General features: G+C 71.5%; 20 protein-coding genes. 6 read left to right on the forward strand and 14 right to left on the reverse strand.

Annotated features, from left to right (window positions below):
- Positions 1-6 precede the first annotated feature (6 nt).
- The 4 genes from minE to ACILR4_RS03340 form a co-directional block, all read right to left on the reverse strand.
- Entirely contained in the window at positions 7-270 is a 264-nt protein-coding gene (gene minE / locus ACILR4_RS03325; RefSeq protein ID WP_395699402.1) for a cell division topological specificity factor MinE, read from the reverse strand.
- A 7-nt stretch (positions 271-277) separates the two neighbouring features.
- A complete protein-coding gene (minD, locus tag ACILR4_RS03330) occupies positions 278-1093 on the reverse strand; it encodes a septum site-determining protein MinD (RefSeq protein ID WP_395699403.1) in 816 nt (271 codons plus the stop codon).
- 22 nt (positions 1094-1115) lie between these two features.
- Complete coding sequence (gene minC, locus ACILR4_RS03335; RefSeq protein WP_395699404.1) at positions 1116-1880, reverse strand: septum site-determining protein MinC; 765 nt, start codon at positions 1878-1880, stop codon at positions 1116-1118.
- A 132-nt stretch (positions 1881-2012) separates the two neighbouring features.
- Entirely contained in the window at positions 2013-2735 is a 723-nt protein-coding gene (locus tag ACILR4_RS03340; RefSeq protein WP_395699405.1) for a hypothetical protein, read from the reverse strand.
- A 159-nt stretch (positions 2736-2894) separates the two neighbouring features.
- On the opposite strand from ACILR4_RS03340, the gene ACILR4_RS03345 reads away from it, so the two are divergent.
- Positions 2895-3332 (forward strand): FKBP-type peptidyl-prolyl cis-trans isomerase, encoded by a 438-nt coding sequence (locus tag ACILR4_RS03345; RefSeq protein WP_395699448.1) that lies wholly within the window; start codon positions 2895-2897, stop codon positions 3330-3332.
- Positions 3333-3551: 219 nt separating this feature from the next.
- Complete coding sequence (locus ACILR4_RS03350; RefSeq protein ID WP_395699406.1) at positions 3552-5480, forward strand: methyl-accepting chemotaxis protein; 1929 nt, start codon at positions 3552-3554, stop codon at positions 5478-5480.
- 23 nt (positions 5481-5503) lie between these two features.
- Here the strand turns inward: ACILR4_RS03350 and ACILR4_RS03355 are convergent, their stop codons facing one another.
- The 7 genes from ACILR4_RS03355 to ACILR4_RS03385 all read right to left on the reverse strand — a co-directional run bounded on the left by ACILR4_RS03355 (position 5504) and on the right by ACILR4_RS03385 (position 16663).
- A complete protein-coding gene (locus tag ACILR4_RS03355; RefSeq protein WP_395699407.1) occupies positions 5504-6037 on the reverse strand; it encodes a methylated-DNA--[protein]-cysteine S-methyltransferase in 534 nt (177 codons plus the stop codon).
- Between the two features lie 14 nt (positions 6038-6051).
- The gene (locus tag ACILR4_RS03360; protein WP_395699408.1) at positions 6052-6666 is read right to left on the reverse strand and encodes a LysE family transporter; all 615 of its coding nucleotides are present in this window, start codon (positions 6664-6666) and stop codon (positions 6052-6054) included.
- Between the two features lie 19 nt (positions 6667-6685).
- Entirely contained in the window at positions 6686-8932 is a 2247-nt protein-coding gene (locus ACILR4_RS03365; RefSeq protein WP_395699409.1) for a putative bifunctional diguanylate cyclase/phosphodiesterase, read from the reverse strand.
- A 71-nt stretch (positions 8933-9003) separates the two neighbouring features.
- Complete coding sequence (locus ACILR4_RS03370) at positions 9004-12360, reverse strand: PAS domain S-box protein (protein WP_395699410.1); 3357 nt, start codon at positions 12358-12360, stop codon at positions 9004-9006.
- A 15-nt stretch (positions 12361-12375) separates the two neighbouring features.
- Entirely contained in the window at positions 12376-13185 is an 810-nt protein-coding gene (locus ACILR4_RS03375; protein ID WP_395699411.1) for a spermidine synthase, read from the reverse strand.
- Entirely contained in the window at positions 13182-16094 is a 2913-nt protein-coding gene (locus ACILR4_RS03380) for a DUF3857 domain-containing protein (protein WP_395699412.1), read from the reverse strand. Before ACILR4_RS03380 ends, ACILR4_RS03375 begins: the two co-directional genes overlap by 4 nt.
- Positions 16095-16135: 41 nt before the next feature.
- Entirely contained in the window at positions 16136-16663 is a 528-nt protein-coding gene (locus ACILR4_RS03385; RefSeq protein WP_395699413.1) for a DNA-deoxyinosine glycosylase, read from the reverse strand.
- 62 nt (positions 16664-16725) lie between these two features.
- Here ACILR4_RS03385 and ACILR4_RS03390 point away from each other — a divergent pair, with 62 nt between their 5' ends.
- Both ACILR4_RS03390 and ACILR4_RS03395 read left to right on the forward strand, forming a co-directional pair.
- A complete protein-coding gene (locus tag ACILR4_RS03390; protein ID WP_395699414.1) occupies positions 16726-17535 on the forward strand; it encodes a mechanosensitive ion channel family protein in 810 nt (269 codons plus the stop codon).
- 64 nt (positions 17536-17599) lie between these two features.
- Positions 17600-19756, forward strand: a complete 2157-nt coding sequence (locus ACILR4_RS03395; RefSeq protein WP_395699415.1) for a TonB-dependent receptor family protein — start codon at positions 17600-17602, stop codon at positions 19754-19756.
- Positions 19757-19799: 43 nt separating this feature from the next.
- Here the strand turns inward: ACILR4_RS03395 and ACILR4_RS03400 are convergent, their stop codons facing one another.
- The gene (locus ACILR4_RS03400) at positions 19800-20378 is read right to left on the reverse strand and encodes a TetR/AcrR family transcriptional regulator (protein ID WP_395699416.1); all 579 of its coding nucleotides are present in this window, start codon (positions 20376-20378) and stop codon (positions 19800-19802) included.
- A 144-nt stretch (positions 20379-20522) separates the two neighbouring features.
- Between ACILR4_RS03400 and ACILR4_RS03405 the strand changes: the two genes are divergently transcribed.
- Complete coding sequence (locus tag ACILR4_RS03405) at positions 20523-21485, forward strand: sterol desaturase family protein (protein ID WP_395699417.1); 963 nt, start codon at positions 20523-20525, stop codon at positions 21483-21485.
- A gap of 18 nt (positions 21486-21503) precedes the next feature.
- On the opposite strand, the gene ACILR4_RS03410 is transcribed toward ACILR4_RS03405, so the two are convergent.
- Complete coding sequence (locus tag ACILR4_RS03410; RefSeq protein ID WP_395699418.1) at positions 21504-23654, reverse strand: PQQ-dependent dehydrogenase, methanol/ethanol family; 2151 nt, start codon at positions 23652-23654, stop codon at positions 21504-21506.
- Positions 23655-23782: 128 nt separating this feature from the next.
- Here ACILR4_RS03410 and ACILR4_RS03415 point away from each other — a divergent pair, with 128 nt between their 5' ends.
- The gene (locus tag ACILR4_RS03415; RefSeq protein WP_395699419.1) at positions 23783-24985 is read left to right on the forward strand and encodes a helix-turn-helix domain-containing protein; all 1203 of its coding nucleotides are present in this window, start codon (positions 23783-23785) and stop codon (positions 24983-24985) included.
- 13 nt (positions 24986-24998) lie between these two features.
- Here ACILR4_RS03415 and ACILR4_RS03420 read toward each other — a convergent pair whose 3' ends face one another.
- A complete protein-coding gene (locus tag ACILR4_RS03420; protein WP_395699420.1) occupies positions 24999-25253 on the reverse strand; it encodes a hypothetical protein in 255 nt (84 codons plus the stop codon).
- Positions 25254-25283: the final 30 nt, after the last annotated feature.

The following is a 25283-nucleotide window of genomic DNA, read 5'->3' on the forward strand; positions in this document are numbered from 1 at the left end:
CGCGCCTCAGCGGGCTATGCCGTCCGGCAGCTCGATCTTGACCTCCAGCACCTCGAGGTTGTCCTGGCGCTCCAGGTGCACCTTGATGTCGTCGGCCTTGATGGCCACGTACTTCGAGATCACGGCCACCAGTTCCTGCTGCAGCTGCGGCAGGTAGTCGGCGCGGCTGCCGCGGCCCGAGCGTTCGTGGGCGAGGATGATCTGCAGCCGCTCCTTGGCGACCGAGGCGGTCTTCTTCTTCTCGCCGAGCAGGAAGGAAAGCAGCGACATGGGCGGCCTACCTCCCGCCGAACAGGCGCTTGAAGAAGCCGGGCTTCTCGGCGTCGGTGAATCGCACCGGAATCGTCTCGCCGAGGAAGCGGCCGACCACGTCCTTGTAGGCTTCGCTGACGTCGCTGCCCTTCAGGTGGATCGCCGGCACGCCCTGGTTCGACGCGTCGAGCACCGATTCGCTCTCGGGGATGACGCCGATCAGCGGGATGCGCAGGATCTCCTGGATGTCGTCGAGCGAGAGCATCTGCCCGCCGACCACGCGGCTGGGGTTGTAGCGCGTGATCAGCAGGTGTTCCTTGATGGGCTCCTTGCCGTCGATGGCGCGCTTGGTCTTGCTCGACAGGATGCCCAGGATGCGGTCGGAATCGCGCACCGACGAGACCTCGGGATTCGTGACCACCAGCGCCTCGTCCGCGAAGTGCATCGCCATCAGCGCGCCGGTCTCGATGCCGGCCGGCGAATCGCAGACGATGTAGTCGAAGCCCATGCCGGCCAGGTCGTTCAGCACGCGCTCGACACCGTCCTGCGTCAATGCGTCCTTGTCACGCGTCTGGCTGGCGGCCAGCACGAACAGGTTCTCGCACTGCTTGTCCTTGATCAGCGCCTGGTTCAGGTTGGCTTCGTTGTGGATCACGTTGATCAGGTCGTACACCACGCGGCGCTCGCAGCCCATGATCAGGTCGAGGTTGCGCAAGCCCACGTCGAAGTCGATCACCGCCGTCTTGTGCCCGCGCAGGGCCAGGCCGGAGGCGAAGCTGGCGCTGGTGGTCGTCTTGCCGACGCCGCCTTTGCCGGAGGTGACCACAATGATCTTGGCCATCGGAAGGGCTCCTTCTTTCGGTTCAATCTTTCAGGGGTTCGATGCGCAGCTTCTCGCCTTCGAGCCGCACCATCGCCGGCTTGGCCAGCACCTCGGGCGGCAGCTCGGTCTCGGTGGTGCGGTAGATGCCGGCGATGGACAGCAGCTGCGGCTCCAGGCAGGTGCTGAAGATGCGCGCCTCGGTGTTGCCGCGCGCGCCGGCGATCGCCCGGCCGCGCAGCGGTGCGTAGACATGGATGTGGCCGTCGGCAATCACCTCGGCGCCGAAGCTCACCACCGCCAAGACCACCAGGTCGCCGCGCGCATACACGCGCTGGCCGGAGCGCAGCGGCTTGTCGACCACCAGCGTGGCCGGCGCGGCGGCCGGCACCTCGCGCACGACCTCCACTTCGCGCAGCACTTCGACTTCGCGCACCACCTCGTTGACGACCGCGCGGGGCGCCACAGGTGCGGCCACCGGCGCGGCGTCCAGCGCCTCGGCCAGGCCGGCGGCCTGCGCCGCCGCCACCTGCGCGGCACTGCCGCCCTGCACCGCAATCGGCTGCAGCCGATATTCGCGCAGGCAGGCGACCAGCGCCGCGAAGTCGATCGTCGCATCGGCCTCGCGCAGCGGGCTCAAGTCGATGACCAGCGGGTCGTTGTCGAACAGGCCCGGCGCCTCGGCCACGCGGGCGGCCAGCGCCTGGCGAAAGGCATCGAGGTCGGCGGTCTGCAGGCGCAGCGCGGTCAGCGTCCAGGCCGTGCTCTTGAGGTCGAAGGGGGAGGTTGCCGAGGTGACGGGGGCCATGGGCGGGCCAGGAAGAACACGACGTGGGAGGCTGGGCGGCGGCCCTGCCCACCAGGACACGCGGGCGGCCGCGACAGGCCCGAAGTGTATCCGCCCGTCCGGCAGCCTCCGCCCCGCCCCGGGGGCGGGCTTCTACGGGGTCGTGACCAGACGTTCGCCCTGCAGCGGCGGCAGCGCGAACGAGTGCACCAGGTCCGGCTGCGCCAGCCGCCGGTGCACGCGGTCAAAGCGCTCGAACGGGATGTCCTGCAGCAGCGGCCGCAGCTTGCGGTACAGGTAGGCGCTGTCCTGCACGAGCCGCGGGAAGTGCAGCAAGGTCACGTTCACCGGATGCTCGGCGGCGGCCAGCATCAGCCGGTACAAACGGTCACGCAAAACCTGCTCCTGGTCGCTGCCGCTGCGCGTGCCGACCAGGCCGCCGGCGAGTTCCTTGCGCTTGAGCCAAACCTTCAAACGACGCGGCCACGACATGTCCGCCAGGTGCAGGTTCATCACGCGGCGCCGGCTCTCGGCGGCCTCGTGCAGCGCGCGCATCGGCACGAACACGTGGTCGATCACGATGTCCGGGCGCGCGAACACCTGCGCCGCATGTTCGCAGAAGGCCGGTGCCTTCACGATGTAGGGCGCGCCCTGGCGCCGCACGTCGATCTCCAGGCCGGCCTGGGCCACGGCGCTCTTGCGGTGCACGAGGTCGCGGCTGCTGAAGCCGGTGTCCAGGCCCAGCAGCGTGAGCAGCTCGACGAGGAAGGTGGTGCCGGCGCGGCCGGTGCCGGTGATCACGGCATGGTGGCGCGGCAGCGGCTCAGGAAGGTCGGCAGCGCGGGCCGGGGCCGGGCGGCTGGTGATCAGCGTCATGGCGCCACTGTGACGCCAGGCCGTCAAGCCCGTGTGACTGGAATATTGCTGGCCTTTTCAATGTGTCTGGGCCGAGCCTGGCGGGATGCGATGATCGCGGCCTTTCATCGCTTCACCTTCGTCACCATGATCCTCAAGACCCTGGGCGTCCTGGCCCTGATGATGTCCTGCGCCGCCTTCGCGCAGGCGCCGGCTGCAGCGGCGGCCTCGACCCCCGCGCTCGACGCAGTGGCCGCCAAGTCGGCCAAGGAACCCGGCGCGGTGGTCACCGGCAGCGGCCTGGTGTACCGCTCGCTGCGCGAAGGCAAGGGCCCCTCGCCGGCGGCCACCGACACCGTGAAGGTCCACTACCGCGGCACCTTTCCCGATGGCCGCGAGTTCGACAGTTCGTACAAGCGCGGCGAGCCCACCGAGTTCCCGCTGAACCGCGTCATCAAGTGCTGGACCGAAGGCGTGCAGCGCCTGAAGGTCGGCGGCAAGGCCAAGCTCACCTGCCCGCCCGGCATCGCCTACGGCGAGCGCGGCGCCGGCGGCGTGATCCCGCCGAATGCAACGCTGCTGTTCGAGGTCGAATTGCTCGGCATTGCGGGGCGCTGAAGCCACCGCCCGCCGCCGGTGCGGGGCCGCAGCAGTGCACCACTGCGGTGACCTGGGCACCGGCAGCGGGCACCGGTGTCATGACCCTCTCGATCATGACTGTGGGGAGATCACCCAAGCGCCGGCCACATTGATCTAGATCCATCAAGCCCCTGTTCGCGCTGCCGACAAAGCGGCCATGCGGCATGCGATGCCGTACCAAGAACAGGAGCACCCACGATGGAATTTCTGAACAACCTGCGCCTGCGCACCAAGTTCGCAGTCGTCGCATTGATGGCAGTGGCCATGACGGCCGCACCGGCGACGCTGGTGCTGCGCGAACGGCTGCAGGCGATTGCCGCGGCGCGTGCAGAGGCGGCCGGCATCGCGCCCGCCGGTGAGCTGCTGAAGCTGATTCGCCTGACGCAGCAACATCGCGGCCTGAGCGCGGCCACGCTGGCAGGCAACACGCAGGCCGGTGCGCAACGCGTGGCGGTACAGGCCGAGCTGGCCAACAGCCTGCAGCAGACCGAGGCGGCGATCGCCGCCCTGGGCCAGCCCGCGCTGGATAAGGAGGCCGCCACCATGCGTACGCAATGGCAGCCGCTGGCCGACGCCCTGGCCGCGAAGACGCTGGACGCGCCGGCCAGCTTCAGCCGCCACACCGCGCTGGTCGACCAGCAGCTCGACCTGCTGCGCAGCGTGGTCGACCAGACCGCGCTGGCGCTGGACGGCGAGCCCGCCGCGCATGCGCTGGTGGGCGCCACCCTGGCCGACCTGCCCCGGCTGACCGAGGCGCTGGGCCAGCTGCGTGCGCGCGGCAACGTGGCGCTGCAGCAGCAGGCTGCCACGCTGCAGGACAAGGCCCGCCTCGAGGCGCTGGCCAGCATGGCGCGGCTGTACCAGCGCAATGCGACCTATGCCTTCGAGCGCATGGCCGCGGCCGACGCTGCCATGGGCCAGGCGCTGAACGCCGCCATCGACAACGCGGCGCGGCACGGCGAGGCCGCGCTGGCTTTGCTGGACAGCCGCGTGCTGCGCGCCGAGACGCTGGACCATCCGGCGGCCGCTTACTTTGCCAGCCAGACCCAGGCGATCGACGCGCAGTTCCAGCTCGTCGACGCCGCTTTCGGCCAGCTGGCGCGCACGCTCGAGCAGCGCGTGGACCGTGCGCGCGCGACGCTGGCCTGGCTGGGCGGCGGCATCGCGCTGCTGGGCCTGCTGTGCCTGGGCCTGCTGTGGCAGATCGCCCGCGCCACCGCGCGCGGCATCGACGCGGCGCTGCAGGTGGCCCGCACCGTCGCCAGTGGCGACCTGGGCACCGAGGTGGTGGTGCGCGGCCGCGACGAGACCGGCGAGCTGCTGCAGGCACTGAAGACGATGAACGACAACCTGGGCGCGGTGGTGCGCCATGTGCGCCAGGGCAGCGAGCAGATCGCCACCGGCGCCGGCCAGATCGCCGTGGGCAATACCGACCTGAGCCAGCGCACCGAGGAACAGGCCAGCAACCTGCAGCAGACCGCCGCCTCGATGGAACAACTGGGCGCCAGCGTCAAGAATAACGCTGAATCGGCGCGTCAGGCCGCCGAGATGGCGCAGGCCGCCACCCAGGTGGCGCAGCAAGGCGGCGCCGCTGTCTCCGAGGTGGTGCAGACGATGGAGCAGATCAGCGCGGCCAGCCGCCGCATCGGCGACATCATCGGCGTGATCGACGGCATCGCGTTCCAGACCAACATCCTGGCGTTGAACGCTGCGGTGGAAGCCGCCCGCGCCGGCGAGCAGGGCCGCGGCTTTGCGGTCGTCGCGGCCGAGGTGCGCAGCCTCGCGCAGCGCAGCGCGCAGGCCGCGCGCGAGATCAAGACGCTGATCCACGCCAGCGCCGAGCAGGTGGATACCGGCGCGCGCCAGGTGGCCGACGCCGGCGCGACGATGCAGCGCATCGTCCTGCAGGTGCAGGAGGTGGACGCGCTGGTCACGGCCATCGGCGAATCGACACAGCAGCAGGCCCAGGGCATCGCCCAGGTCGGCGACGCAATGAGCCAGCTCGACGAGGTGACGCAGCAGAACGCTGCGCTGGTGGAGGAAAGCGCGGCGGCCGCCGATTCGATGCACCAGCAGGCCAGCCGGCTGGTCGAGGCGGTGGGCGCCTTCCGGCTCGCCGCGGCCTGATCACGCGGCGCCGGCAGCGGGGGTCAGAACAGCGAGGGCTGGTCGTCCGGCCTGGCGTTCTCGATCAGCAGCATCTTCAGCTTGGTGTCGGTGCCGCCGGGGGCCGAGAAGCCGCCCTTGCGGCCACCGGCGGCCAGCACGCGGTGGCAGGGCACGATGGGCGCAAAGGGGTTCGCGCCCAGCGCCTGGCCCACCGCGCGCGCCGCGCCGGGTTCGCCCAGGCGCTGGGCGATATCGCCGTAGGTGAGCGTGCTTCCGGACCGAATGCCCAGCGCGATGCGGTAGACGCGGGTATGGAATGCCGGCACCTCGCGCCAGTCGAGCCGCGTGGCCGAGAGGTCGCGCGGCTCGCCGCGCAGCTGCGCCTGGATGTCGGCGATCAGCGCGGCCACCTCGGCCGGCGGCTCGCGCTCGGCCAGCGCCGGAAAGCGGCGCCGCATGCGCTGGCGCGTGCCGGCCGCGCTGGCATGCGGCAGCTGCGCACCGCAGATGCCTTCGTCGCCCCAGGCAATGCCGCAGGCGCCGATCGCGGTGTCGAAGACGGCCCAGCCGGCCATGGCCAGCGCCCTGCTCAGCGCGACAGCGCGAGCCTGACGCCAAAGCCCAGCAGCAAGGTGCCGGCCAGGCGGTTGAGCCAGCGCGTCACGCGCGGGCTGCCGCGCAGCGCGGCGGCGAAGCGGCGCGTCAGCAGCACGACGATCAGCGCGTACGCGAAGGTCAGCGCCGCAATCGTCGCCGCCATCACGCCGAAGGTCAGCAGGCCCTGGTGCCGCGCGGGGTCGACGAACAGCGGGAAGAAGGCCATGTAGAACACGATGGCCTTGGGGTTCATCAGCGTGATCGCGAAGGCCTGGCGGATGTAGTGACCCGGCGTGATGGTGATCACCGGCGCGTCGCCGGGCCGGGCCAGCAGCATGCGCAGGCCCAGCCAGGCCAGGTAGGCCGCGCCCAGCCACTGCACCGCGCCGAACACCAGCGGCCAGGCCGCCAGCAAGGTGGCCACGCCGGCCACGGCCAGCCACATCAGCACCTGGTCGCCGAGGATCAGCCCCGCGGTGGCCGCCAGCCCGCCGCGCAGCCCGCCCTTGCTGGTGGAGGTGATCAGCGCCAGGTTGCCCGGGCCGGGGATGGCCAGGAACACGATCACCGCGATCACGAACGCGCCGTAGTCGGCAATGCCAAACATCTGGAATCCTCGGTGGGGCTCAGGGCCGCGTCAGCCAGCGGTGGAGCTCATCGGCCGGCATCGGCCGCGCGTAGAGATAGCCCTGGGCAATGTGGCAGCCCAGCGCGCGCAGCACCTGCTGCTGCGCCTCGGTCTCGACGCCTTCGGCGATGATCTCCATGCCCAGCGCGCGACCCAGGTCCACCACCATGCGCGCGATGCTGCCATGGCCGGGCTCGGCGCCCGGCGCTTCGGTCAGTTCGATCTCGTGGATGAAGGCGCGGTCGATCTTCAGCCGCTGAGCGCCGAGCTGGCGCAGCACGCTCAGCGACGAGTAGCCGGTGCCGAAATCGTCGATGGCCAGGCCGACGCCGATGGCGCGCAGCTCGCTCAGCACGCTGAGGATGAACTCCAGGTCCTCGGCGGCCACCGACTCGGTGATCTCGAGCTCGACGAAGCGGGCATCGACCTGCGCATCGGCCAGCGCGCGCGACACCGAGGGCAGGAAGTCCGGATCGGTGAACTGCGACTTCGACACGTTGACCGACATGCGCAGCCCCGGGTGCCCGTGCTCGTGCAGCCGACGCAGCTCATGGCAGGCGGTGCGCAGCACGAACTCGCCGATCGCGACGATCAGGCCCGAGCGCTCGGCCAGCGGGATGAAGCGGTCGGGCGCGACGAAGCTGCCGTCGTCGAGCCGCCAGCGGATCAGGGCCTCGACGCCGATGACGCGGCCATCGGTCAGGTCGATCATCGGCTGGTAGGCGACGTACAGGCGCCGCTCGTCGAAGGCGCCACGCAGGCTGCGCAGCAGCCGCATGCGTTCGCGCGCGTCGACCCCCATGCGTTCGGAGAAGTAGCAGGAGCCGCCGCGCCGGTGCGCCTTGGCCTGCTTGAGCGCGAGGTGCGCGTCCTTGATCAGCTCGGCGCCGGGCGGCGAATCGGGACGCAGCCGCACCAGGCCCATGGTGGCGGAGATGCGCATGCGCTCGTCCTGAACCTCGACGACCTCGCCGAACGCGCGTTCGATCACCGCGGGGTTCACGGCGCTCTCGGGCCCCAGCAGGCCGAAGGTGTCGCCGCCGATGCGCGCGATCACCACCTGCGAGCCCAGCGACTGCAGCAGGCGCTGCGCGGCGGCCTGCAGCACCTGGTCGCCGACGCGGTGGCCCAGCGTGTCGTTGATGGCGGCGAAGTCGTCGATGTCCACCAGCGCCAGCGCCATGCCCGCGGGCTGCTGCAACTGCTCGGTGATGAGCTCGATGAAGCGGTTGCGGTTGGGCATGCGCAGCAGCTGGTCCTGGTACGCATAGTCGACCAGCTGGCCGTACAGCAGCACGTTCTCGAAGGCCACCGACATGCTGGCGCAGAACACCGACAGCAGGTGCTCGTCCAGCGATTCCAGCGGCCGGCCGGCGTCCACGTAGGCCGCCATGCCGCGCCCGGAGGCCGCTGCGAAGTACAGGCACAGCGAAGCGCCTTCGATGAGGTTGCCGCGCTGCCGCAGGCAGCGCTCCAGCGCCTGGCGCACCGGGCCCGGGGCCAGGTCGCCCAGGGGCCGGTGGATCAGTTCGCGGTAGCGGCCGGCCGCGGCGATGATGCGCGCGCCGTCGTACGGATCCATCGGCTCGTGGGCGCACACCAGGCCTTCGGGCGGCACGCCGAGGATCGCGGCCAGCTGCGTCACCAGCCCTTCGGCAAAGCGCTGCAGGCCGCGCTGGCGGCCCAGCTGGGTGCTGGCCGAGACGATGATCTCGAGGCCGTTGCGCGTCTGCTCGAGCGCGAGGATCTGGCGGTACGAGCGGATCGCCGCGGTCAGGCTGGTGTACAGCCGCACGCGCGTGAGCTCGGCCTTGGTCTTGTAGTCGTTGATGTCGTAGCTGCGGATCGTCTCGATCTCGGGCGCGTAGCCCGGCTGGCCGGTGCGCAGCACCACGCGCAGCGCGCGGCGGTTCAGCTCCTCGCGCAGGTGGCGCACCAGCTGCAGGCCGGCGTCGGGCGATTCCATCACCACGTCGAGCAGCGCCACCGCGATGTCGGGGTGCGCGGCCACCAGCGCGCGGGCCTGCATCGCCGAGTGCGCATGCAGGAATTCCAGCGCCCGGCCCTCGATGTGAACGCCGCGCAGGGCCAGCTCGGTGGCCTGGTGCACGTCTTCGTCGTCGTCGACGATCAGCACCTTCCAGCGCGCGCCGGCATCGGCGGCGGGCTCCGCCGCGCCATCCTCGAGCACCTCGACGAAGTCGGGCTCATCGGGCGGCAATGTCGCGGAGGCGGAAGGGGTCACGGTAGCGGGCGTGGGCTAGCGCACATCCTAGCCCGAGCAAGGGCCGGCCCTGCTTCGTTGAATCCCGAGGTTCAGGCCTGCGGCGCCGCCAGTGGCAACTCGATCACGAACTCGGTGCCGGCCCCGGGCTGGCTGTGCACCTCGATGCGCCCGCCGAGCAGGCCGGTGACCAGGTTGTAGACGATGTGCAGCCCGAGCCCCGAACCGCCCTGCCCCAACCGCGTGGTGTAGAACGGGTCGAAGATGCGGCCCAGCTCGCTCGGGGCGATGCCGCGCCCGTCGTCGGCCAGCCGCAGGCGCAGCCGGTCGTCGCCCAGCGGCTCGGCCGCGAGCGTGATGGTGCCGTGCGCGCCGGGTTCGAAGGCGTGCACCAGCGCGTTGGTGATCAGGTTCACCAGCACCTGGCCCAGCGGGCCCGGGTAGCTGTCCAGCGCCAGCGCCGGCGGCACCTGCTCCTGCAGCTGCACCGGGCTGCGGCGCAGGGTCGGGCTCAGCGCCAGCAGCACCTCCTGCACCACCTCGGCCAGCACGAAGCGGCGGCGCTGGTAGCTCGACTGGTCCACCGCCAGCTGCTTGAAGCTGCCCACCAGCTCGGCCGCGCGCTGCAGGTTGCGCTCCAGCACCTGCAGCGCCTCGCGCGAGCCGGCCAGGTAGCCGTCCAGCGCCGAGCGGCGCAGCCCGCCCGCGATGCCGGTCTCGAACTCGCGCTGGTGGTCGGCCAGCGTGCTGGCCACCATCACCGCATTGCCGATCGGCGTGTTCAGCTCGTGCGCGACGCCGGCCACCAGCGCGCCCAGCGATGCCAGCTTCTCGGCGCGCACCAGCTCGGCCTGGGCGCGGCGCAGGCCCTCGAGCGCATCGCTGAGCTCGCGGGTCCGCGCCGCCACGCGCACCTCCAGCGTCTCGTTGAGCTCGCGCAGCGCCGCCTCGGCCTGCTCGCGGGCGGTGATGTCGCGGATGACCCAGATGCCGATCGGCCGGCCCTGCGCCATCATCTGCGCGCCCGAGACCTCGCAGCGCAGCCGGCGCCCGTCGGGCAGGCGATAGGTCACCGGCACGTCGACCACGCGCCCCTGCGTCTGCAGCTGGCTGCGCACGTTGTCGCGTTCGGACGGGTCTTCCCACAGGCCGAGTTCCAGCGAGTCGCGGCCCACCGCCTGTTCCTTCGGGATGCCCAGCACCTGCACCCACATCCGGTTGACGTCGACGTAGCGGCCGTCGTCACCGCCGACGATGGCCATCGGCTCGGGCATCAGGTCCACGGTGTGCGCCAGCAGCTCGCGGTTCTCGCTGAGCGCCTGGGCCGCGCGCACGCGCTCGGTGATGTCCTCCTGCACCATCACCATCAGGTCCTCGGGCCCGGCGGTGAAGCGGCGCGCGGCCACCCGGCCGCGCAGGCGGCTGCCGTCGCCACGCACCAGGTCGGTCTCGAAGCCGTCGACCTCGTCGCCGCTGCGCTGCAGCTGCCCGAGCAGGCGTGCGCGGCCGACGGTGTCGGCCCACAGGCCCATTTCCTCGCCATCGCGGCCAATCACCTGCGCCGGCGTGCGCTGGAACTGCCGGTACCAGGCGGCATTGGCCGCCACCGCCTTGAAGCCGCGCGCGGCATCGGAGACGATCATCGCCACCGGCGAGGCATCGAACACCGCCTGCAGCCGGGCCTCGCTGGCCTGCGCCGCGGCCACCGCCTCGCGCAGCGCGGTGACGTCGACGAAGGCGGTCATCAGCAGCCCGCCGTCGGGCGTGTCGATCACCTGGCCGGCCAGCTCGTACCAGCGCAGCGTGCCGTCGTGGAGGCGCAGCTGGGCCTCGAAACCCTCGACGCGCAGGCGCTGGCGCACGGCCCTGCCATAACGCGCACGATCAGCGGCATCGACCCACAGCCCGAAGTCCTTGCCGGCGCGGTGATGCGCCAGGTCTTTCGGGTAGCCGAAGTCTCGGTACCAGGCCTGGTTCCAGGTGCTGAAGCGGAAGTCGTCGGCCTGCCGTGCGTAGGCCAGCGGCAGCGGTGCCATCTCGAACAGCGCGGTGAAGGCCTGCTCGCTGTGCCGCAGCCGCGCCTCGGCCTCCTTGATCGGCGTGATGTCGATGGCCACCGTCAGCGCCACCGCCTCGCCGCCCAGCTGCAGCCGGCGCGAGGACACCAGCAGCCGGTGCCGGCGCCCATCGGCCCCGACGACGGTGAGCGCCTGGTCGTCGAGCCGGTCCTGCGCGCGCAGGGCCTGCGCGTGGGCCACCACGGCCGCGGGATCGGAGACCAGGCCCAGCTCGACCGGCGTGCGGCCGATGGCCTGCGCGCGCGGCACGCCGCTCTGCAGCTCGAACGCCGGGTTGACATCGACGTAGCGGTAGTCGTCCAGGCGGCTGATCAGCACCGGGTACGGGAAGGCCTCGAAGATCAGCCGGAACTTGCGGTCGGCGGCCTGCAGTGCCTCGACCATGCGGTTGAACGAGCGCGCCAGGTCGGCCAGCTCACCCTGGCCCAGCTCGGGCGCGCGCGCGCCCAGGTCGCCGGCCTGCACCCGGGCCTGCGCCTCGGCCAGCGCCAGCAGCGGGCGGGCCACCTGACGCCGCACCCACCAGGCGCCCAGCAGTGCCAGCAGCAGCACCGGCAGGAGCACCGCGGTCACGCGCAGCACCGGGCCGCGCAGGGGCTCGCGCAGCCGGCTCTCGGGCTCGGCCAGCGCCAGGCGCCAGTCGGTGCCCATCACCGCGGCCTGCAGCAGCTGGAAGCGCTGGTCGCCCGCGCTCACCCACTGCGGCGTGCCGGCGGCCGCGCCCGGCAGTGCCCGCACGGCCTGCGCCAGTGCGTCGTCGGCCGGGCCGTCCAGGCGCTGCGCCTGGCCGTCGAACAGCAGCCAGCGCAGCCCGCCGGGCACTGGCGCGGGCTGCGCCAGCACCTCGGCCAGCGGCACGCTGGCGGCCAGCACGCCGGCCAGCGTGCCATCGGGCCCGCGCACCGCCACCAGCTGGCGCAGGCGCGCACCACCCGCCGCGGCCTCGCCGGCGCCCGCGGGCTGCAGGCGCAGCAGGCTGTCGTCGCGGCCGCTGCGCAGCAGCGTGCGCTCCTCCGGCGCCAGCACCAGCGCGGCCGCCTCGCCGACGGCGCGGCCGTCGGCGTCGAGCGGCGCGAACGCCAGGCTGTCGAACAGGCCCGCCGGTCCGGCCCAGGCCTGCAGCGCGGCATCGATGGCCGGCGTGTCGCCGCCGCGCAGCAGCGGCGTGGCGGCCAGCAGCCGCAAGGCCTCGCGACGCTGGCGCAGGCGCGTGGCGAGGGTCTCGGCGCGCTGCTGCAGCTGGCTGCCCGCCTGCACCAGCGCCAGCTGGCGTTCGCTTTCCAGGCGCCGGTTCAGCACCACCGCCGCGCCGAGCATGCCCAGCACCACCGGCGCCAGCACGGCCAGCACGATCTTGGGCAGCAGTTTCATCGCGCGGTGCCCCGCTCAGCCGGCGGCCGCTGACGTTGGACGATAGGGCCGCACCAGGCGCAGCCACTTGCGCGCCGGCAGGCCGCAGCGCGCCTCGATCGCCTCGGCGCGGCGCACCAGCGTGTCGCGGTCCGGCACCTCGACGCCACGCGCCGCGACGACGACCGTGTTGCCCTCCTTGGTCGGCGCCAGCTGCCAGACCTGGTCGCTGCCGAAGGCCGCGGCGATGTGGCCGGCGCTGCGCTCGAAGCTGGCATCGCGGCCGAACAGGTTCACCGTCATCAGCCCGCCGGGTGCCAGCACCGCGCGGCAATGGGCGTAGAAAGCGGCATCGTCCAGCACCGGCGCGGCGGCCTCGTGGTCGTAGAGGTCGACGCACAGCACGTCGACCGTCTGCGCATGCACGGGGTCGGCCACCCAGGCACCGGCGTCGGCCTGCAGCACGCTGAGCCGCGCGTCGTCGGCCGGCAGGTGGAACCACAGCCGGCAGGCCTGGATCACGGTCGGGTTGATCTCGACCACCGTGGTGCGCATGCGCAGCACCTGGTGCGTGAAGCGGGTGATCGCCGCGCCGCCCAGGCCCAGCTGCACCGCATGCCCTTCGGCCATCGCCTCGGTGGGCCGCCAGAGCAGCCAGGCCATCATGCGCTGCACGTATTCGAGCTCGATCTTGCGGGGCTGGCGGATGCGCATCGCGCCCTGCACCCAGGGTGTGCCCAGGTGCAGGTAGCGCACGCCCTCGAACTCGGACAGCGTGGCGCCGGCCAGCCGGGTGCCGGCCAGCCGGGTGCCGGGCGGCGGGGGGTCGGAGCGGCGGCGTTTCATCGGCTGTCCAGCCGCTTCAGCTCGCGCTGGGCGAGCGTGTATTCCTTGGTCTCCACCGCGCCCAGCGCCACCGCCTTCTGCCAGTAGCGCCGTGCCTGGGCGGCATCGCCGTCGAGCAGCGCCTTCTGCGCGGCGTAGAAGTAGGCCTCGGTCTCGCGCAGCTTCTTCAGCGCCGCCTCGCTGCCGGCGCGGGCCAGCACGGCGTCGAAGTCGAGCTTGCCCTCGTAGAACTGCAGCAGGGGCGCGGGCCAGGCGCTGCTGCCCTCGGCGCCGCTGCTGCTGCCGCCGCCGCTGCCTGCGGCGGCCATCGCGGCGACGCCATCGCCGCCGAGCCGGCGGGTGGCCAGGTACAGCCACAGCGGCACCTGGCTGCGCCCGAGCTCGCTGCCGCGCGACTTCAGCAGCTCCTGCAGGTCGTCGCGCGTGGCCGCGTAATTTTCGAGGTAGTAGCTGGCGAAGGCATGCACCTGGCGCGCGGCCAGGTGGCGCGGCGCGATCTTCAGCGCCTGGTTCGCCCGTTCAAGGGCGGCCGCATCGTCGCCCTGGCGCAGCGCGTTGCCGGCCAGGCCGGCCAGCGCGTCGGCGTTGTCGGGCTTGAAGGCCAGCGCCGCGCGGTAGGCCTCGGCGCCTTCGGGCAGGCGGCCCAGCGTGTCCAGCGCCGGGGCGCGCAGCTGCTGCACCTGCGCGCGCAGCGCCGGGCTCAGCCGGTCGCCTTCGAGCTGGGCGCGCGTCACCAGCTCGATCACCTGGGCTGCCAGCTGCGGCGTGGCGCCCCCCGCGGTGCCGCGCTGGATCTGGGCCACGATGTCCTTGATCTGATCGCCCACCTGCCGGGCCCGCCCGGGTTCGATCGGGCTGATGAACAGCGACAGCACCAGCCGCGGCGCCACCTTGTTCAGCAGCTCGCGGTAGCGGCTCCAGTCGGCCGGTTCGATCGCATCGCCCAGCTGCCGCACCTCGGCCTCCAGCCGCATGCTGCGGCGCGTGCCGTCGAGCTGCGCGCGCAGGTCGAAGAAGCTGTTGTTCTCGTCGAAGCGCTCGCGCACGTCCTTGGCGAACACGTCCTCGGCGAACTCGGCCACCACCGCCTGCCGGTAGATGCCCGGCCGGCCGATGTACAGCGGCCGTGTGCGCGGCGCCTGGTCCGGCAAGCGGATCGCGGTGATCAGCGAGTTCAGCGGCAGCTCGCCGGTGAGCAGGGCCTTGTCGTTGAGCCGCCAGTAGTTCGGCAGCTTCAGCCGCACCGTCACTGCCACCGCGTTGTGCTCGTTGTCGGGCGCCACCTCGACCGGGCCGTCGAGCTGCGCGCCGTTGTAGATGCGCAGGTAGTCGGCGCTGATCTGGCGGTCGAACTCCTCGCGCGGGCGGCTGGCCAGCACGCTGCGCAGGAACTCGGCCATCTCGCCGTGGAAGACATGGCGCGCCTGCAGGCTGCCGGGCTCGCCGAGCTTGCCGAAGCGCAGGGTATCGACCCCGTCGACGCGCAGCTCGTCGTCGGTGCCGGGCAGCGGGGCCAGCGCGCTGGTGGCGGCGCTGGCGGGCAGGCCCTCTCCCAGGCCATGCGACTGGCGCAGTGCCGCCGGCCCGGTCTGCTGCGAGCGTGTGCCGTCCAGCCACAGGGTCTGGCCCTCGAGCTGCACGCGGGCGATGGCATGGTCGAAGGCCAGCGGGCTCGGCAGCATCTGCGCGGCGCCGCGGCGCAGGCCGTTGGACACCAGCACCGGCGTCGCGTCGATGTCCAGCGCGCGCAGCAGCGAGACCAGCAGCGCCACCTTGTCCTTGCAGTCGCCAAAGCGCTGCTGCAGCACCCGGGCCGCCGGCGCGGGCCGGTGGCTGGAAGCGCCGATCTCGATGCCGAAGTAGCGCACCTCGGTCTGCACCAGGTCCAGCGCCAGGCGCAGCCGCTCGGCCGGCGTGGCGGCCCGCTCGCGGATCTCGGCCGCGCGGGCCAGCACCTCGCCGTCGGACCGCAGTGCGTCCTTGAACAGCGCCTCGGCCCAGCGGGCCACGTCGGCCCAGTCGGCAAACTCGCTGAGCTGCAGCGCGTCGGCCAGCCACAGCCAGGGCGGCGCCTGCGGGTCGTGCACGAACTGCGCCACGTTGCGGCGCGTGAACACGGTCTCGCGCAGGCCGCCCTGCAGGCCGGTCTGCACCTCGAACGCGCCGTCGGCAAAGCGGTGCTGGATGCTGCGGCCCTCCGGCGCGAGCAGGCGGTAGCGGTACAGGCCCAGCGGTCCGCCGCGGCCAGCGGCGAGGTCGACGTCGACGAAGCGGCCGTCGAACACCGGATTGATGCCGATCACCGACAGCGACCATTCGATGCGGTCGCCCACCCGCACGTCGTCGAGCACGATCGAGGCGGTCATGCGGCCGTCGAGCATCAGCCGCTCGAGCTGGGTCTCGCGCTGGTACAGGCGCACGTGGCGGCGCTCGAGCTTGTCGATGCGCTGGTCGCCGCGCCAGACCGTCACCTGGTGCAGCACCAGCTGCTGGTACTGCGGATCGAAGCTGACCTGCAGCTGCGAGGCCTCGACCAGGCCGCTGGGCTCGTTGATCTGGCGCACGCTGCGCAGGAACTGCTGCGCGCCGGCGGGGCCGAGCCGTGTCTGGTGGTCGATCACCAGCACCTGCACCGGGGCGGACGGCAGCGCGATCGACGCGTCCACCGGCACCGGCTGCACCCAGTCCGGCACCGGCGCGATCTGGAAGCCCGCCGCGGCGTCGGCCGCCGCGCTGGCCTCGCCCTGCGGCCGGGCGGCCGCCGGCGGACGGTTCGCGCCCGGCGCCCTGGCCTTGGGCGTTGCGGCCACAGCCGGTGCCGCGCGCGCGGCCTTCGGCGCCTCGGCCCAGGCCGTGCCGAGCCAGCAGGCCAGCCACAGGCCCATCCATCCCCAACGCCAGCGTTTCACCATGGCTCCCTGATCGTCTGTTGAACGCGCATTCTGGCGGTTCAGAGCAGGCCGCAGCGGGCAAAGACCTCGCGCCACGCGGCGAGCTTGCGTTCGAACGACCAGCTGGCATTGGCCGGACTGGTGGAAGGCAGCCGGTGCACCGGCAGGCCCAGGCTGCGGGTGATGCGCATGCAGCGCGCCGATTCGCCGCCGTTGTGGGCCACCGCCTGCAGCTGCGGCGCCCGCTGCTGCAGGCTGGCCAGGTCGTTGAGCTCGGCGTCCTCGATCGCACTGTCCAGGCTGCCTTCGCGGCGGCAGGCGGCATACACGTCCCACAGCGCCAGGCCGCGCTCGCGCAGCTGCTGCAGGCGCTGCTCGTAGGGCAGCGCGCGCAGGTCCAGGCCCCACAGCGCGCCCAGCAGCGGCCAGAACTGGTTGCGGGGGTGGGCGTAGTACTGCTGCGCGGCCAGCGAGGCCACGCCCGGGAAGCTGCCCAGCACGATCAGCCGGCTGCGCAGGTCCAGCACCGGCGGCAGGCCCTGCAGGCGCTGCCGCTGAGGATTGTCATTGCCGGCGCACGCTGCCATGGTGCAATGGGTGCGGGCCGCAGAGGCCCGGGTTCGGACTCGATTCACACGGAGGAAAGCATATGTACGTCGAAACGATCGTCAATTTTCTCAGCACGCAAGGCGTGGACTTCGGTCTGAAGCTGCTGGGCGCGCTGGCCGCCTGGATCATCGGCCGCTGGATCATCAGCCTGGTGCTCAAGGGCTTCAATGCCGCGGTGGCGCGCGGCAAGCGCATCGATTCGACGCTGGCCAAGTACCTGACCTCGATCCTGAACGTCGTGTTCAACATCGTGCTGGTGCTGGCCATCCTCGACATCTTCGGGGTGCGCACCACCTCGTTCGCGGCACTGCTGGCCGGCGCGGGCCTGGCCATCGGCACCGCCTGGGGCGGGCTGCTGACGCATTTCGCCGCCGGCGTGTTCATGCAGGTGCTGCGGCCCTTCAAGGTGGGCGACTTCGTGCAGGCCGGGGGCGTGACCGGCACGGTGCACGAGGTGGGCCTGTTCGGCACCACCATCATCACGCCGGACAACGTGATGACCATCGTCGGCAACAACAAGATCTTTTCCGAGAGCATCCAGAACTTCTCGGCGCTGCCGTTCCGGCGTGTCGACTGCGTCGCGAAGGTGGCCAACAGCGTCGACCCGGTGGACGCGATCGCGCGGCTGAAGGAAGCGATCGCCAAGGTCCCCAACGTCGCCGCCACGCCGGCGCCGGACATCGAGATCCTGAGCTTCACGCCCGAAGGCCCGCTGCTGTGCGTGCGGCCCTACACCCACACCGACCACTACTGGCAGGTGTACTTCGACACCCACAAGGCCGTCGTCGCGACCTTCGGCGCGGCCGGCTACCCGGTGCCGGACACGCCGCTGGCACCGCGCAACCGCTGAGGCCTTGTCGATCCGGGTCACTACCAGCTTGGGGCCCGGCGCATTTGCAGGTGTGATGCGGGCCATGCCCGCCGATCACCCTGTTCGCTTCGTCCCGCGCTGCCTGCTGACCCCGCTGGCGCTGTGCTGCGCCAGCGCCGCCTGGGCGCAGGCCGCGCCCGAGCCCAGGCCCGTCGAATCGGTGCTGGTGCTGGGCTCGGCCCGCGCGCAGCAGGCCTTCGATTCACCGTTCGCCGTCTCGGTGATCGATGCCGATGCGCTGCGCGCGGCCGGCGCGATGGTCAACCTCTCGGAAGTGCTGACGCGCGTGCCGGGGCTGGTGGCCAACAACCGCAACAACTACGCGCAGGACCTGCAGATCAGCTCGCGCGGCTTCGGCGCACGGGCGGCCTTCGGCGTGCGCGGCCTGCGCCTCTATGCCGACGGCATTCCCGCCACCATGCCCGACGGCCAGGGCCAGGTGGCCCACATCGATCTGGCCGGCGCCGAGCGCATCGAGGTGCTGCGCGGGCCGTTCTCGGCGCTGTACGGCAACAGCTCGGGCGGCGTGATCGCGGTGTTCGGCGCGCCGGTGCGTGGGCAGCAGGTCGAGGCCTCGGCCGATGTCGGCAGCTTCGGCCTGCACCAGGCGCGCGTGGGCTTCGCCGCACCGCTGGGCGCAGGCCTGGACCTGCGCGCCAGCCTCTCGGCGATGGAGACCGATGGCTTCCGCCCGCAGAGCGCCGCGCAGCGCCAGCTTGGCAACCTGCGCCTGGGCTGGCAGAGCGGCAACGACACGTTGGTGCTGCGCATTTCCGACCACACGCAGCGGGCGCAGGACCCGCTGGGCCTGGACCGTGCGCAGTTCAATGCCGACCCGCGCCAGACCACGCCGCAGGCGCTGCAGTTCGACACCCGCAAGACCATCCGCCAGACGCAGGAGGGGCTGCAGTGGCGCCACCGGGTCGACGGCGACGGCGTGCTCGCCGACACCACCGTGATGGTCTACAACGGAACACGCGGCGTCACGCAATGGCAGGCCATCGCACCGGCCACGCAGGCGCCGGCGCGCCATGGCGGCGGCCTGGTCGACTTCGACCGCGCCTACCGCGGCGCCGAAGCCCGTGCCCGCTGGCGCCTGGGCCCCGGTGAGCTGGTGACCGGCCTGTCGATCGAAGACCAGCGCGACGACCGCCAGGGCTACGAGAACTTCACCGGCAGCGGCGCCGGCCAGCAGCTGGGCGTGCAAGGCAGGCTGCGGCGCGACGAGGACAACCGCGCGACCACGCGCGAAGGCTTCGCCCAGGCGCGCTGGCCGCTGGCCGAGGCGCTGGCGATCACCGGCGGCCTGCGCAGCGGCCGCGTGCGCCTGAGCACCACCGACCGCTACCTGGCCAACGGCGACGATTCCGGCGCGCTGGACTTCCGCTACACCAACCCGGCGCTGGGCCTGCAATGGCAGCCGCAGCCCGGCTGGGCGCTGCAGGCCAGCGCGGCGCGCGCCTTCGAGTCCCCCACCCTCGGCGAGCTGGCCTACCGGCCCGATGGCCAGGCCGGCTTCAACCTGCAGCTGAAGGGCCAGCAGAGCCGGCAGTTCGAGCTGGGCACCAAAGTGCGCGGCCAGGCGGTGGAGTTCGAGGCCGCCGTGTTCAGCGCCGAGGTCGACGACGAGATCGGCGTGCTCAGCAACAGCGGCGGCCGCTCCAGCTTCCGCAATGTCGGCCGCACGCAGCGCCGCGGGCTGGAGCTGGCCCTGCGCTGGCAGGCTGCGCGCACGCTCACTTTGCAGGCCAGCACCAGCTGGCTCCATGCCGCCTACCGCGACGGCTTCCTCACCTGCAGCGCGGTGCCCTGCACCGCCCCGAACGTGCCGGTGGCCGCCGGCAACCGCATTGCCGGCGCACCGAACGCCAGCGCGTATGCCGAGGCCGCGTGGCGGCCGGGCGGGCTGCCGGGCTGGTTGTCGGGTGAGTGGGCGATCGAGTGGCGCGCGGTCGGCCGCACCGCGGTGAACGACGCGAACTCGGACTTCGCCGGCGGCTACGCCCTGGCCCACCTGCGCTGGCGCCACACGCTGGCACTGGGCGCCGGCAACACGCTGGAGATCCTGGCCCGCGTCGACAACCTCTTCGACCGCGTGCACGCCGGCAGCGTGATCGTCAACGACGGCAACGGCCGCTTCTTCGAACCCGGTACGCCGCGCAGCGCACTGCTGTCGCTGCGCTGGCAGCACCGGTGGTGACAGGGCACGCCGGCATCCCCGGCAGCGACCGGGCCGGGCCGGTTCAGCCCTGGGCAGCCGGCACGGATTGGCTCCACTGCTCGAAGACCTCCCAGATCTCCTGCGGCCGGTGCGGCCGGTTGCTTCCCAGCCACCACACCAGCATCTCGAACAAGGCCCCTGCCAGGTAGTGCGCCCGCGCCTCGACCTGCCATGAGCCGGGCCGCCTGGCCGGGCGAGATTGCCCCGCTTGCACCAGTTCGACCAGCAATTCCCTGAACCGATCCTGCACGTAGTGGCCCGAGCGCCGGCCGATCAACGCCCGGAACACGGCCTGGAACTCGTGGACATGCTCCAGCAGTGGCCAGACGAAGCCGATCTGGGACCGGGTGCCGCGCTGCGAGGCATGCACCAGCAGCGCATCGCGCAGCCCGGCGAAGTTCTGCTTCAGCAGTTCTTCCTTGTTCGAGTAGTGCTGATAGAAGGTGGAGCGCCCGATGTCCGCCCGGTCGCACAGCGTCTGCACGTCGATGGCATCCCAGCCACGCTCGACCATGAGGTCCATCAATGCGGAGCGCAGCGCATTGCGTGTGCGCTGCACGCGCCGGTCCACGATGTCGTCGGTGCTGGTTCGCCTGGGCATGTGCGCTCCTGGACGGTTGAAGGCCTTCTGTCCGTTATCGGGCAGTTCATGGACCGGGGCGCTGGGCACGCAGCAGCGCCACAGTGACGATTCTGGTCATCACGTTCTTTACTGAACACGATGTCCACGAACAGGAGCACCATGATGCCAGATCGTTCTGGTTCAACGCCGCTGCAGCCACCGGCATCCCGGTCCGGTGGCACCGCGCGCTTCTTCGTCACCTACGCCTTCTACCCCCTGCTGCTCGCTGCCACGCTGGGCATGTTCGCCACGTCGCTGGCGCTGCACTGGGACCTGGCGCGAGTCTTCATGGTGCTGGCCGCCGTTCGATTGGTGCTGTTGCTGACCGTCGAGCGCCTGCACCCGGCGCGTCCGGCGTGGAAGATGACCTGGCCGAGCTTTCGGCGCGACCTGAAGTACATGGCCGTCAATGGCGGCACGGCCGCCCTGCTGCGGTACGGCCTGGGCTGGCTGGCGCTGGACCTGAGCCGCTTCAACACCGGCATCGTGTCGGGCATGCCGATGGCCGTCGAGTTCCTGGGCGTGTTGCTGAGCTTCGAGTTCGTGCAGTACTGGTACCACCGGCTCAGCCACGAAGGCCGCGGCCGGCTCGGCGCCTGGCTGTGGAAGGTGCATGTGCCGCACCACCTGCCCGACCGGGTGTACCTGCTGATGCACCCCGTCAGCCACCCGATCAACTTCGTGGCGTCACTGGCCATCGTCGAGCTGCCGCTGCTGCTGCTGGGGGCACGGCAGGAGACGCTGTTCCTCTTCAACGCGCTGATGGGCCTGCAGGGCCTGGTGTCCCACTTCAACGTGGACATCAAGGCCGGACCGATGAACTACCTGCTCGTTGGCACCGAGTTGCACCGTTTCCATCACAGTGCCCGCATCGAGGAGGCCAGGAACTTCGGTGTGCTGACGCCCGTATGGGACCTGGTGTTCGGCACCTTCTCGTATCACCCGGACCGCCTGCCGGCCGCGCTGGGCGTGGCCCAGCCCGCGGACTATCCGGCAAGCGAGGAGATCGGGCAGGTGCTGCTGCTTCCGTTCCGGCGTGACGCCGCGGCACCAGGGCGCGAGGCCCGCTCGGCAGCAATCCCGTAGCGGGCCCGTCGGGCTTCTCTACTTGGGCCTGATCGCGTCCGCCGTGCCCTGGATGAAGGCCTTGATCTTGGCCACGTCGTCGGCACTGAGCTTGCCGGTGAAGTCCGGCATGCCGTTGGGCATGCCCGGGCCCTTGAAGACGAAGCGATCGAGGTTGCTGATGGTGTCGGCGGCCGAGTAGCCCAGGTTCGGCACGTTGCCACCGCGGTCCACGCCCGGCACGCCGTGGCAGAACACGCAGTTGCTGACGTACAGCGCGGTGCCTTCCTTGTAGTGCTCGGGGTTGTAGGCCACGCCCTTCAGCAGCGCACCCATGCGGTAGGCCACGAAGTCCGGCATCTTGGCCGTGCCGCCCACCGCGAAGGTGTAGACCGTGCCCGGGCCCTGCCGCTCCGTCGCGCGGGTGGTGATGCCGTAGACGCCGCCCCAGCCCACCGCGACCGAGACGTACTGCTTGCCGTCGACCAGGTAGCTGATCGGCGCGGCCACCACGCCGGTGCCGGTGGGCGTTTCCCAGAGCTTGTCGCCGGTGTCGGCCTTGTAGGCCACCAGGCGGCCATCGGCGGTGCCCTGGAACACCAGGTTGCCGGCGGTCGTCAGCGTGCCGCCGTTCCACGGCGACACATGCTCCTGCTGCCAGGCGGCGTGCTGCTTCACCGGATCCCAGGCCACCAGCCGGCCGGCGGGCTTGGACTGCGGCGGCTCGACGTTCGCGTACATCGCCAGGTTCCAGCCCACGCCGCTCATCGGCTCGCCGGGGCGCACACCGTTGAACTTCCACTCCTTGTTGTCCACGATGTTCACCGGCACGTTCTGCACCGGCAGGTACACCAGGCCCGTCTTCGGGTTGAACGACATCGAGTGCCAGTTGTGCGCGCCGTAGGCGCTGGGCGTCACCTCGCGAGGGCGGTCACCGGCGCGGGCCACCGGCGTTTCCATCGGCCGGCCGTCCTTGCCGTAGCCGGTGGCCCAGTTGACCTCGGGCGTGTACTTCTCGGCCGAGATCAGCTGGCCGGTCTTGCGGTCGATGACGAAGAAGAAGCCGTTCTTCGGCGCATGCAGGATCACCTTGCGCGGCTTGCCCTCGATCTTCAGGTCGGCCAGGATCATCGGCTGCGTCGAGGTGTAGTCCCAGTTGTCACCCGGCGTCTCCTGGTAGTGCCAGACGTACTTGCCGGTGTCGGGGTTCAACGCGACGATCGAGGCCAGGTACAGGTTGTCGCCGCCGGCCGGGCTGCGCTTGCTGCGCGCCCAGGGCGAGCCGTTGCCGGTGCCCACGTACATCAGGTTCAGCTCGGGGTCGAAGCTCATCGTGTCCCAGGCCGTGCCGCCGCCGCCGAACTCCCACCACTTGCCGGCGGGGTCCCAGGTCTTCGCGGCCTTGGCCATCGATTCGTCTTCGAAGGGCTTGCCCGGGTCGCCCGGCACGGTGAACCAGCGCCAGACCTGCTTGCCGCTGGCCGCGTCGTAGGCGGTGATGTAGCCGCGCACGCCGAACTCGGCGCCACCGTTGCCGATGATCACCTTGCCCTTGTAGACCCGCGGCGCGCCGGTGATGGTGTACGAGAACTTGTGGTCGATGATGGTGTCGACCTCCCACTTCACGTCGCCAGTGGCGGCATCCAGCGCGATCAGCCGGCCGTCGTAGGAAGCGACGAACACCTTGCCCTGGTACAGCGCCACGCCGCGGTTCACCACGTCGCAGCAGCCCTTGTAGCCGCCGCTGCGATCGACCTTCGGGTCGTAGGTCCACAGGCGCTGGCCGGTGCGCACGTCGACCGCATGCACGACGCTCCACGAGGCGGTGACGTACATGATGCCGTCCACCACCAGCGGGGTGGATTCGACGCCCCGCGTCGATTCGAGGTTATAGGACCACACCAGCCCGAGGTCCTTGACGTTGCCCTCGTTGATCTGCGCGAGCTTCGAGAAGCGCGTCTCGCTGTAGTCCAGGCCGTGGCTGGGCCAGTCGGCCGTGGTCCTGGCATTGGCGCGGATGGCCGCGCCGTCGATGCGCGCGGTGGCCGCGCGGATGTGCTCGGGCGTGCCCTTGGCCGGCGTCGCGGCCGAGGCCGGCGCCACCAGCGCCGACACCAGCAATGCCACCGATGCGGTGGCCGCCTTCAACCCGTACCATCGCCCGCAGCGCAGCGGATGCGTCGTCTGCATGTCAGTCTCCTCGGGGTGTTATCGGAATCCTCGCGCAGCATCCGCGGATTGGCCGAGAGGTCCAATCTCGGGGAATCCCGCATCGAAAACTGTTCTGTCTCGACACACAGCCCATGCGCTCATCACCGATGCCCGTCGCCCTGCCCTGGCATGCCGCCGACACGCAGCGTTCAGCCCTGGCGCGGCAGCGCTTCTTTCGCGAGGGCCTGTCGCCGGCGGGACAGGTGTCCGACCTGGTGCTGCACTCGTGGCAGCGCTGCGTGCAGGCCGGCCTGCAGCCCGAGCACCGGCCGGTGTTCCAGCCGGTCAGCCGCGCGAAGGTGAACTACCTGGCCGGCCGCGACCACGTACTGCTGCGCGCGGCCCAGCGCCCGTTCGACGAACTGCAGGCCGCGCTGGCGCGCAGCCGCTGCAAGGTGCTGCTGACCGACCGCGAAGGCGTGCTGCTGCGCGTGACGCCGGCCACGCGCGAGGACGGCGCGGTGGTGCATGCAGGCTGCCGCGTGGGCGTCGACCTCGGCGAGCTGCTGGTGGGCACCAATGCGCCGGCCGTCTCGGCGCAGGCCGGGGCCAGCTGCACCATCGGGCCCGGCGAACATTTCTACGAGCAGCTCGCCGGCATCCGCTGCGCCGCCGCACCCATCCGCAACCGCCATGGCGTGGTCGTCGCGGTGCTGGACCTGACGATCGAAGACCAGCCCTTCGGCTTCGACGCGCTGTGGCTGGTGCAGGTCTACGCCGGCACGATCGAGAACAACCTGCGCATCGCGCAGACGCGGCAGCAGGTGCTGCTGCGCCTGCACAGCATGCCCGCCGAGCTGCAGGGCCCGCGGGCCGGCCTGGCGGCGGTGGACGAAGGCGGGCGCATCAGCTGGCTCAACGGCCTGGCCGCGGCGCTGCTGGGCGTGAACGCGGCCGATGCGCGGCAGTTCCGCTGCGAGGAACTGCTGGGCTGCGACCTGCAGCAGGTGCTGGCGCGCAGCCTCACGCGCGAGCCGCGGCCGCTGCCGCTGCCCAACGGGTTGACGGTGTGGCTGCAGGCCGAATACCGCGACCTGGGCGATGGCAGCCCTGAAGAGGACGGTGCCTCGCCCACCGCCTCGCCGATCACCGCGACCGTGGCCGCGACCGAGCTGCCACCCGCCACGCCCGCCCCGGACGGCGCGGCGGCCGACGCCGCGGCAGCAGCGCCGGGCAGCACGCTGGCCCAGCTGAACCACCGGCTGATCGAGCAGGCGCTGGCCGAGTGCCAGGGCAACGTGTCGCAGGCCGCGCGGCGGCTCGGCGTGTCGCGCGGGCTGCTGTACCGGCGGCTGCGGCAGCGCGCCTGAGGCGCGTGCCGCGTCAGCGGCCGCGCATCAGCTCGCGCGCGATCTCGAAGCCGGCGCGGATCGCGACGTCGAACTCGAGGTAGTCGGTGATGTACTCGGCCTGCTGCGGCCCGTGGCCCGCATCGTCGCCCTGCACCTGCACGACGATGTAGCTGCCCTCGCGCACGACGTCCTGCGTCACCTGCACGTCGATGCGGCGGCCTTCCAGCACCGCGTTGGCGCGCCGCGAGTCGGGTCGCGGCGCCATGCACTCGTAGGGTTCGAGCATCGGGCACTCCTGGGCGAAGGGGAAAGGGCC

Source organism: Aquabacterium sp., from assembly GCF_044226965.1.
Lineage (GTDB): Bacteria > Pseudomonadota > Gammaproteobacteria > Burkholderiales > Burkholderiaceae_C > Pseudaquabacterium.